Source organism: Peribacillus sp. NPDC096448 (assembly GCF_044762675.1).
In the GTDB taxonomy this organism is placed as follows: domain Bacteria; phylum Bacillota; class Bacilli; order Bacillales; family DSM-1321; genus Peribacillus; species Peribacillus frigoritolerans_B.
In genome coordinates this window covers 1-8839 of record NZ_JBIWEU010000042.1, presented here as the reverse complement: position 1 = coordinate 8839, position 8839 = coordinate 1, and the positions used below count along the sequence as shown (strand labels likewise).

General features: G+C 35.0%; 10 protein-coding genes. 2 read left to right on the top strand and 8 right to left on the bottom strand.

Annotated elements, in window-relative coordinates; translation table 11 throughout:
* Nucleotides 1-1028 precede the first annotated feature (1028 nt).
* A complete protein-coding gene (locus ACIQ0C_RS26780; RefSeq protein WP_403065812.1) occupies nucleotides 1029-1211 on the bottom strand; it encodes a hypothetical protein in 183 nt (60 codons plus the stop codon).
* 241 nt (nucleotides 1212-1452) lie between these two features.
* On the bottom strand, nucleotides 1453-2175 hold the full coding sequence (locus ACIQ0C_RS26775; protein WP_403065809.1) for a MerR family transcriptional regulator: 723 nt from the start codon (nucleotides 2173-2175) through the stop codon (nucleotides 1453-1455).
* Between the two features lie 319 nt (nucleotides 2176-2494).
* On the opposite strand from ACIQ0C_RS26775, the gene ACIQ0C_RS26770 reads away from it, so the two are divergent.
* Nucleotides 2495-2908, top strand: a complete 414-nt coding sequence (locus ACIQ0C_RS26770; RefSeq protein WP_403065806.1) for a hypothetical protein — start codon at nucleotides 2495-2497, stop codon at nucleotides 2906-2908.
* A gap of 364 nt (nucleotides 2909-3272) precedes the next feature.
* Here ACIQ0C_RS26770 and ACIQ0C_RS26765 read toward each other — a convergent pair whose 3' ends face one another.
* Nucleotides 3273-4049 carry a hypothetical protein gene (locus tag ACIQ0C_RS26765; protein ID WP_403065803.1) on the bottom strand — a complete coding sequence of 259 codons (777 nt, stop codon included), beginning with the start codon at nucleotides 4047-4049 and terminating at the stop codon, nucleotides 3273-3275.
* A gap of 806 nt (nucleotides 4050-4855) precedes the next feature.
* Between ACIQ0C_RS26765 and ACIQ0C_RS26760 the strand changes: the two genes are divergently transcribed.
* Nucleotides 4856-5035: a hypothetical protein gene (locus ACIQ0C_RS26760; RefSeq protein ID WP_403065800.1), complete on the top strand. Its 180-nt coding sequence runs from the start codon at nucleotides 4856-4858 to the stop codon at nucleotides 5033-5035.
* Nucleotides 5036-5138: 103 nt separating this feature from the next.
* Here the strand turns inward: ACIQ0C_RS26760 and ACIQ0C_RS26755 are convergent, their stop codons facing one another.
* From ACIQ0C_RS26755 to ACIQ0C_RS26735, 5 genes are all read right to left on the bottom strand, one after another.
* Nucleotides 5139-5330 (bottom strand): hypothetical protein, encoded by a 192-nt coding sequence (locus tag ACIQ0C_RS26755; RefSeq protein ID WP_403065797.1) that lies wholly within the window; start codon nucleotides 5328-5330, stop codon nucleotides 5139-5141.
* Between the two features lie 718 nt (nucleotides 5331-6048).
* The gene (locus tag ACIQ0C_RS26750; protein WP_403065794.1) at nucleotides 6049-6639 is read right to left on the bottom strand and encodes a MarR family transcriptional regulator; all 591 of its coding nucleotides are present in this window, start codon (nucleotides 6637-6639) and stop codon (nucleotides 6049-6051) included.
* 219 nt (nucleotides 6640-6858) lie between these two features.
* On the bottom strand, nucleotides 6859-7185 hold the full coding sequence (locus ACIQ0C_RS26745; RefSeq protein WP_403065791.1) for a hypothetical protein: 327 nt from the start codon (nucleotides 7183-7185) through the stop codon (nucleotides 6859-6861).
* Nucleotides 7186-7200: 15 nt separating this feature from the next.
* Complete coding sequence (locus ACIQ0C_RS26740; protein ID WP_403065788.1) at nucleotides 7201-7737, bottom strand: tyrosine-type recombinase/integrase; 537 nt, start codon at nucleotides 7735-7737, stop codon at nucleotides 7201-7203.
* Nucleotides 7738-7881: 144 nt separating this feature from the next.
* Complete coding sequence (locus ACIQ0C_RS26735) at nucleotides 7882-8592, bottom strand: PBECR4 domain-containing protein (protein WP_403065785.1); 711 nt, start codon at nucleotides 8590-8592, stop codon at nucleotides 7882-7884.
* Nucleotides 8593-8839: the final 247 nt, after the last annotated feature.

The window sequence follows — 8839 nt, the reverse complement described above, 5'->3', positions numbered from 1 at the left end:
AATTTCAAACAATTAGGGTAGCAGGTACTGCACATTTTCCGGAACATTCTGGGCCAATCCGGTTTGGCACTCGGAGCTACCGTCCAAGCGAGTGAGATAAATCGACTCCATATATTTACTATATACAAGATATCACTAAAGTAACCTTCTTTCAAGTAAAAAATCATCTAAATCCAAATTATGCTAAACCTTTTCTCCCTCGGTGTAACACCTCCCGAGAAACTCATTACGGCATAACACCTTCATTCGAAAGGCAGCCTTATTGAAATAAAGCAGCTGTTAGTTCAAAACATTTACATTCACTGCTGAATAACAAGAAAACAAAAAGGCTGTCTAAACAACAGCCTGACTATTACACCCTAAGTTAGTCTTCTTGTATATATTTATGGTCCAAAAAAAATCATAAATAGCATTAGAAATATGTTTAATACTAACAATATCTTACCAAAAAGATTTTTTATTGCTAAAACAGAAAATACAATAGAAATTAAGAATGAAATAATTGCTAATTTTGGTGGGGAATACTCAACGTCTAAAATGCCTGACATAGAAAAATACAAAAGAAATATGCTAATAAATATAAATATCATTGAAAAAATTAATGCTATCGTGATAAAAATGAAAGTCCTAAGTTTTTTCAGATGTTGTTTCTCATAACTATAATCAACCATTTTTCCCTCCGGATATTATGTTTGTTTTATCATTAAAAATATCTTCGGCTAACGCACCCGTTAGTTTAAGTGTATTACTATCTTTTTTACTATATGAGATTTCAACCTCCGTTTCCTTTATTAAATTTACATAGTTATATCAATAATACCAATATTTTTCTTTTATAGGTAGTTTATCCAACTACCTTCCTTAAAGAACTAACCTGCCCCGTTAGTTCATCAAGAAAATTAACAACACCCTTTAACAGAGCCATTTATTTAAAAATATAATTAACCATTCCAATTCAAAAAAAAGACCAGGATATAATCCTGATCCTCACTCCCATTTTTTAGGTGTTACCAAATGGTTATACTCCCTTAACTCTTAAGTGCTTTCTTTAACAACTCACTTACGAAATCGCCCTTTTTCAAATTATTTTCATCCACTATTTCATTAATTTCATCCGCCACCGATTTTTCAATTCTATATGTAACAACGACTTTTTCATCTTTGTCTTTCTTTTCTTCAAGGATACTTTCAACCAAGGATTTTTTAGCCATTTTATGTATACACCTCCCTCCCCTATCTTATCATTTATTATAATTTTTTTAATGTAACCATTTTTATTACTATTTTGTATACATTTTTGTAAACTTGTAAACATTTTTGTATACAATTTTGTAATTTATAAGGTAATTATTTTGTATACAAAGTAGAGGAGCGAGTGGGGGAGGGGTTAAAACCCACTAATACCAACGTTTTTCTCAAAAAAAAAAGACCCTTACACAGGATCCATATGTATTATTTTAACCCTAGAATTTTACTGAAGAAACCTTTCTTTTCACTATGTTTTTCGATAGGATTTTCATCTAATTTATTCATATATTGCCTAGTCTCTTCAATGATTTCTTTGAATCGCTCATTATCATCTAATGTCTTTTTATGAGCAGCCATTATTTCTTTAAATTGATCCTGAGACTTCAAAAAATCTTCTCTATCTTTTTCTCTTTCAAGCCTAAGTTGTTCCACCATTTTTTCTTGAGCCTTAATTATTTCATCCTTTTGCTTATCTTGATTCACAACATTTTCAACAAGGTTCATCAGCTGGTTCACTTGTTCTCGAGAAGGCAAATTCTCTGTTAACGACTCAATAGTATTTTGTACATCTACTAATAAACTTCTATGATCTAATGCCGGTTTAAGGCCAGACGGCCCCGAACTGTCTGTCCGAGTCTCATTGTTTAGTACCATCGAACAAGCCATTTCTACAGTTAAATCATATTCATCCTTACTTTTTAATGCCTTCCCAAGAATCTCTATATCATAGGGTGTATACAATCTATAACCAACAGTTGTTTTCGAGAAAGTGTAGCCTTGTTTCTCCAGTTCATCTGAGTAATTTCGTATCCTTCGATCGGATGTTTTAAATTTCTCAGCTACCTCTTTTACTAGAACCTTTGGCTCCGGTTGCTCATCCACCGTCTGTCCGACCTCCCGCCGCCAATCTTTATCGTCATTCCCCATATATGATCACCTCTATCTATTAATTATCCACTAGTATGGATTAAACCTTCAAGGGAATGCTGTGTTTTTTTAGTCAGACAGACAAACAGAAGGTGTCGTGCTGTCATTTTAAAGTAGACAAACAGATTTTTTCCGTCCGTCCGTCTGACCATAATTTTAGTGTCAACGTCGGGGTCCCGCCGAGCATTTAGGTTCCAGTAGAACTACCTACGTTCGACTGAAACCCAAATAGCAGGGGAGGAGAGGGGTTAACGAATGCGAATAGTAAACTAACTTAGGTGTGATAATATTGAGGACTATAAAAAAGGAGTTAAGCGTAATGTTTAAACAACCAAGATGGATGATTATCACATTTTTATTTATTCCTTTACTATTTATTGCAAGTGCTACGCCTACTTTTGCTGAAGAAAAACACAATGATGAAGGTAAGGTTATATTTAGGTATAAAACTGATTTTGAAGACTTATATCGTTTTCTGGGTGTAAACGATGAAGAATATTTTGAATTAAGAAAACAAAAAAGTATTGTTGAAATCGCAAAAGAAAGAGGAATTTCTGAAGATGAAGTATTTCGTTACTTTGTAGGAAAACAACTCGATGCACTTGAAACAGGATATAAAAAAGGTGATTTTGATAGCCGATTTGTTATGGATTACTGTTTGCAGTTAAAAGAGGATATTAAATGGGAAATAAATGTGAAAAAAGATCAAGATGGTAATTTATCAACAGAATAACTTACCAACGAACGAGATTTTACTAAAGAAGCCACCTAAAAGTCGGGTTCCTTAAAGACAGGAAATCGACTTTTTTAGGTTAGAATTTCCTTAGCAGAAGTCAAAGGTCAAAATGCTGGCGGTACCTACCTATGAAGGCTTTGAATTCATTCCGAATACAAATACGCGTCAAAACTCTAAAAAAAGCCGTAAAGGGCCTTTTTTGTGCGTATAAGACACGAAAAAAAGGTAAACTCATATAGAATTTACCTCAAAGGGATTATGTAGAATATTTTCCTAACTAAAGTTAAGACTCAATTAATAAATAATTGTATGTGAAAGCCTAGAAAAACGAAGAGTTTTTCTAGTTAAAATTTATATAAAGTTATTCATCAACAAACACTTTTACTGTTTTTGATTTCGTGTTAATCCAAAAATCTTGCCTATTCATTTTTCGTTTTTTCTTACCATCACCAATACGCAATTGATTTTTCTCTGCTTGTCTAATCACATAATCAACAAGATCTTTCTTTTGACGTAGAACTCCAGCAGGCGATGGTATGCCATTGATGTGAGAAAACGTCTTTTTTAATAATCCTGCATTTTGTGTTTTAGCAACATTATGCAGCATTGCTTTGAACCCTTGATATGTATCAGTCGTAAAACTTACGTTTACTTTGCCATCACCATTTATGCGTATTTTAAAAGACACCGAATCACTTATTTTCAAAATGAATGGGTTTTCTCTTACATCATAAAACGGATCATCATACACATCTGGTAAAGTTCCTAACGTGTGAAAAATGAATACATATTGCTCAAAACGAATGTAACGAAAATTAGCTTCGCCTTTCGCTTTTCTTCTATGACGTTTGAATTTATCAATAATGCCGTCATATTTCTTAATTAACTTACGATCAATTTCCCCCCACTTGTTTTGTCTCTGAACTGGAAGCTCAGTTAAATGCCAATAATAATATCCGTTGCCAAACATATTTTTGCTGATGTATTGTAACAACCCCTGCCAAGAGGCTACCAAATACTGTCCCATACACATCACCTCCAAGTGATGGCTAAAAACGCCAGGACTCTCTTTCGGTCTGCCAAGACCAAATTCTAACCTTCGCCAAAAGATTAAAATTCCCAAATTACCGTTTTGCATTTGCCAATCTCTTTCGGCCGTCTCACATTGAAAGGTACCACCCTTTCGAGAACTTACTAAGCCACTGCCTATGCAGCTTCGTAAAAAACCTAATCGAGAAATCTCCCACCGGCAGCATCAAATAAATTTGACCTGCTACGGCTTCCCACTTTAGTTACACACTTCGCTCAACAAGTCAGGTCGGCTCGTCAACGCATCTTATAAGGGCAGAATATGGAAGCTCCCTCTTACTCACCTAAAAGGCTTTCGGTCGATTACGTTGAGTCAACACCAGTTCGGCGTCCTCTCTTGTATTGCTTACTCGGTTGCTCCCTACTAAACGCAGGGTTGCTTTACTCTGGAACGTGTACCAGAGCCTTTACGGGTTAAGCTATTCGTATTTGTATTCCCTTTCGGAAACCAAGCTTTTACTTGGCACTAATTAAATTAGTTTCCTCCCCCGCCGAGCCAAACGTTGAGCCATTGCTGGATCTCCCCGCTGGGTGGATTCGCATCATAGATGCACACCACTTCGTAAATGTAACGGACTCAATTCCACATAGTTGGAATGTCATCATTTCAGTGTCGCCCATATGTCCAAAACCAAAAATGGTTCAGTGGGTAGAAGCGATTTTACTCGCAGCCCCCGTTCGTACTCGACGCAAGCACCTCTCGATGCACGTCGCTCGGGCTGAATTCTGATTTCACCTTTGGTAAGGATCCCACAGAAACGGCTCACTCCATCAAACTATGTTCAATGTGATCACCTGCACGTACGATAATTTGGTTTAACTATTTTTATTTATAGTCGCATTGGCGTGCGACTTGTGAATATGGCATTCAACAATGGAGATATGGTTGGCAGCCATATCTCTTCTAAAACAAATAAAAGAGATTGGCTGGTGACCAATCTCTTTTTCTCTGCTTCGCAGTTCGCCAGGATAAATCCTGTCGAAAAAATCAAAAGCAAAGGTCAAAAGAAACTGGCCTGCGGCCATATTCCATAGTGGAGGTTGCGTTTTTCTACGAAAACCGCGTCCCTCCAGTTCTCTCCCATCATAATGCGGAAATAAATTATTTAATAAAAAAGTAAAAAAAATGAGCTTAAGCTCATTCTCTCATTCCGCTAAATATCATAGTTGCCATTGTGTCTAGATGTTTACCTTTAATTCCAATATTCTCTAAATACAATAATGTAAGTTTTTCTATATCAATTAACTGCTCAGGCTCAGCTTTAGCATAAATTTTTTGTAATGTATTAAACATATGCTCCATTTCGGCATCTTTATTTGTAATTTTCATCACCCCCATTAATTTTGGATAAGTATAATTAATTTTCCTTAGAAGTCATTGAAAAGAATTCAAAACTAAGCAAAAAAGCAAAACCTTGCCACACCATCCCATTCTGGATGGCGGGAGGCAGAGTTAAAGAAGTATACGTTTTGCACGTATCCTCCTAAAATAGGGCCTCACAGCGAGTACGTTTTACGTAGTGAATACGTTGCGAATACACTTAATTTTTATGACTTTGAACCCCCTAAGAGCTCAAACTAGCGTTTGTGAAGATTCATTTTCCAACGGATCCTTCCGGTCCGTAGCAAAACAAATCTTTAATGCACTTCATAGGTTTTATTATTTAAGGGAATGGTTTTACCACAAAGCCGGCGGCAGGCCCGAACGGAGGTGTTACACCGAAGAGAGTTTTTAGATTGATGTTACGTCAATCTAAAAACAGAGACGTAACTCAAGTATGTTAAATCGATTTTATTAGTTCGAAAATCAAACAATAATATAGAGTTAGAAGGAGCCAGTTATCAAAAATGCTTCAAACCATTGATATGACTGGTTTTTTTAATGATTCCGTAGTTACCGTTTTTGGTAACAGTAGTTACCGTTTTTGGTAACTACGAATTTAACCCCTGTTACCGTTTTTGGTAACTACGAAAAACGTTGATATAACAGTGTTTTAAAAATTTTCATAACTAAAAAAGAGCATATCTTTTAAGATACGCTCTTTTTATTAAAACAATTTTATAGGCAAGTTTTTTAAGTCCTTTGGTACTTTTTTAAACATAGCTTTCAAAGTCGGATTTACATCATCTCTGTTCCCTGAAAACATAATATTAGGGTTTACGAATAAAGCATAAGCTCTAACATTATTATCGTCTAAACCAGATTCAGAACGAGCCATTACACCTTTATCTATTAAAGAATTTATTATAGGACTAACCTTCGTTTTGTATCTACCGATTGCATTCGCTAGATCTGTTTGAGTCATTGGTACTGGGTTTTTAAGATTAACATCATCAACAATACAATTAGATAAAAAACCCACATAACCTGAAATATCTAATAAGAAAACTTTCTCAGCATTACTTAAATACTTCACTCTTTGTAAATACATTATATTTTGTTGAATTATTTGGACGAACTTAGCCCTATTTTTTACTTTTCTCTCCGGTACCAATCTCATCCTTTGTTTTGAAGCTTTTTCCGCCAATTCGTTAGCTGTCTGAAGATCTTCAGAACTAAATTGATTATTTCTCTCGTTTTCAAAATCTCTTATACGTGCTTTTTCCTCTGCATTTTGTAAATTTTCTCCTAAAGTCATTAGGTATTTCCCCTCTCAAATTTTAAAAAAATCAGAAGAGGAATTCTTGTAAATAACCATAAAATAAATTATAGTAAATCTATCGAAAATTAATTTTGGGTTTTACAAGAAACCCCCGGATTTTACAAGAATCCCGGTATTTACAAGAATCCCTCTTAAAGAGAAACTTAGGCCTCGACTCCTTAGTTTCTTTTTTTATGTACTTCGACAAAATCATCTTCATCCCTGCAAATCAAAGCCCATCATCCAGTCATCTGGTCGGGCTTTTTTTATATCCCTAATTATTTGCGTCCGAAGTTTGTCATTAATATCGTAACAGTCCCCTAGTTCTCTATCAATCTTATATATCTTTTCGTCCAGTTTTTCCATAGTTTCGGTGCATTCTTTTTCTATCATAGGATCTTTCTCCGCAAAACGGATGGTAAACCAGGTCCTTTTTTCTGTGGCCAGGTTATGCCTCTCTATGATTTTATTAATGACCTCTACACCGTAAATTTCTACAAATTTATAAAGCCGGTCTTTGGCCGTTTCTTTCTTTGCTGCCATTGAAAATCCCCCCTTTTAAATTCTCCAGCTTCTCTGCACCAATGTTTCATTCACTTCATCATCACTAATCATCAAGTATGCCAATGTTTCCTTTGGATCTCTGTGGCCAAGGAAATTCTGCGTCTTTACGATGTCCTTTCCTGAATCCATATAAAAGAACCATCCCGCCGTTTTTCTTGTGGTGTGCGTACTAATCTTAGACTTATCGATACCCACCATTTCCGCAGCTTCTTTCAATAACTTATGGATCCACTGCCTTTGATAAGGAAAAATTAAATCCTCATCTTTTTTATTTTTTAAAAACACTTCTAATTGCTTTCTACAGCTGTCATTCAACCCAATATTCCGATATAAACCGGTCTTTTGCGTTTTGATTTTTACAATGCCATTTTGAATATCTTTCTTTTTCAATGCCAGGATATCTGAAACACGTAATCCCGTACTAAGAGCAAATTCAAAATAAAGCTGATAAACAAAACCATTTTTCTTCATCCCCAATGCTTCGAACATCTCCTGGATAATCTTTTCGTCTTTAATTGGCTCACTAGTCATAAAAATCCCCCTAATTTGTAAAGTGAAAGCTACGTTTCTGTGTATGTATTCATTAAAACCTATTAATACCCTTTTTTCAAGGCTACATTTTCACTATTTTGTATCCTTTCAAAAAAAATAACGTAACCTGTTGGCTACGTTACGTTATACTTCATCTTCTTCAGTTTTTAATGCTTCTCCCTCTTCTGTTTGAGCAGCTGCTGTTCGAATAGCCTTCAGATCAATCGTTAAAACAAGTGCATTATTTGAACGATCGATTTTATCAATAACATTAACCGTAATTTCATCGTCTTGATCTTGTACAAATTTCAAGCCATTATTTTTTTCAATGAAGAATGTCCGGGGAATATAGAATTTTCCTGAACTATCCTTTTCTATACCAAGGTGAGCACATACACCGTGCATTAAATCATAAATCAAAATTTCACATTGAATGTTACTTCCTGACACCTTTTTATAACGAAAGATTGCTTCCGGAGAAAGAATAATATGAGGCAATTGATAAAAAAACAGCCATTTATTTTTCATACTGTTAAATACACTTCGGCTCCCTATATTTCGAAGGTGGGCAAAGTCAATTTGTCCTTTTTTTATACTCTTATAAGCCTTTTCTCCTCGATACCCTTCAAGCATCCTATTACCTTTATATTTAGTTTTAGCAATTGTTTCGATACCAACCAAATGAGCAAAACGTTTTCGATCAAATATTAAATCGATTGAATTACCGTCAGAAAGCTGGTAACAAACTTTAAATGGCCTTAAATATTCTTCATAATAATCCATCAGCAATTCTAAACTAATTTTACCCATTAACGGCTTTTGACTTAAGTTGTATAAATCCGTGACATTGTGCAAAAAATGTTTCCCCTTCCTCAAACATCCATTTTATTTATCTCATTTTATCAAATACTTTTAAATAAAAATGGTTATTTGAGAATTAATTAATTTTATATATTAGTTTTTTCAAAACAAAAAACCCCTGACCAATAAATTGATCAGGGGTTTGTAATTTCAAACAATTAGGGTAGCAGGTACTGCACATTTTCCGGAACATTCTGGGCCAATCCGGTTTGGCACTCGGAGCTACCGTCCAAGCGAGTGA

Excerpts from the sequence above, each read along its gene's own strand:
- ACIQ0C_RS26780 (WP_403065812.1), bottom strand. The coding sequence starts at position 1,211 with ATGGCTAAAAAATCCTTGGTTGAAAGTATCCTTGAAGAAAAGAAAGAC.
- ACIQ0C_RS26775 (WP_403065809.1), bottom strand. The coding sequence starts at position 2,175 with ATGGGGAATGACGATAAAGATTGGCGGCGGGAGGTCGGACAGACGGTG.
- ACIQ0C_RS26770 (WP_403065806.1), top strand. The coding sequence starts at position 2,495 with ATGTTTAAACAACCAAGATGGATGATTATCACATTTTTATTTATTCCT.
- ACIQ0C_RS26765 (WP_403065803.1), bottom strand. The coding sequence starts at position 4,049 with ATGCAAAACGGTAATTTGGGAATTTTAATCTTTTGGCGAAGGTTAGAA.
- ACIQ0C_RS26755 (WP_403065797.1), bottom strand. The coding sequence starts at position 5,330 with ATGAAAATTACAAATAAAGATGCCGAAATGGAGCATATGTTTAATACA.
- ACIQ0C_RS26750 (WP_403065794.1), bottom strand. The coding sequence starts at position 6,639 with ATGACTTTAGGAGAAAATTTACAAAATGCAGAGGAAAAAGCACGTATA.
- ACIQ0C_RS26745 (WP_403065791.1), bottom strand. The coding sequence starts at position 7,185 with ATGGCAGCAAAGAAAGAAACGGCCAAAGACCGGCTTTATAAATTTGTA.
- ACIQ0C_RS26740 (WP_403065788.1), bottom strand. The coding sequence starts at position 7,737 with ATGACTAGTGAGCCAATTAAAGACGAAAAGATTATCCAGGAGATGTTC.